Origin of the sequence: Bacillus cereus group sp. N31 (genome assembly GCF_016483245.1) — a bacterium.
GTDB classification, from domain to species: domain Bacteria; phylum Bacillota; class Bacilli; order Bacillales; family Bacillaceae_G; genus Bacillus_A; species Bacillus_A toyonensis.
On record NZ_JAEHCH010000080.1, the window covers coordinates 1 to 461 of the forward strand.

Below are 461 nucleotides of genomic sequence, written 5' to 3' on the forward strand. Positions count from 1 at the left end.
AAAGTAGACTTACTACAAAACGGTAAAGTAGTAGATACAAAAGAAGTAACAGCGGCAACAGAATGGAAGTATACGTTTGAAAAGCTACAAGCATACGATGCGAATGGAGTAGCTTACAAGTATGAAGTGAAAGAACAGCCAATAGCTGGATATGAACCAAAAGTAAATGGTTATGACATCACAAATACAAAAGTAGGCCAAACAAAGCTAGAAGGAACGAAGACATGGAAAGACGATAACGCGAAAGATCGTCCGGAAATGATTACAGTAGAACTTTTACAAAATGGTACAGTGATTGCGACGCAAGAAGTAAGCAAAGTAACAGGCTGGAAATACGAATTCAAAGATTTAGCAGCGTATGATACAGAAGGTACAGCATACAAGTATGAAGTGAAAGAGCAAGCAGTACCAGGATATGAATCAAAAGTAAGTGGTACTGACATCACAAATACAAAAGTAGG

At 37.7% G+C, this 461-nt stretch carries 1 protein-coding gene; it reads left to right on the top strand.

What is annotated here, in order from left to right; translation table 11 throughout:
* On the top strand, window positions 1–461 hold a 461-nt coding region (locus JDS81_RS29820; RefSeq protein ID WP_199688689.1), incomplete at both ends, for a Cna B-type domain-containing protein.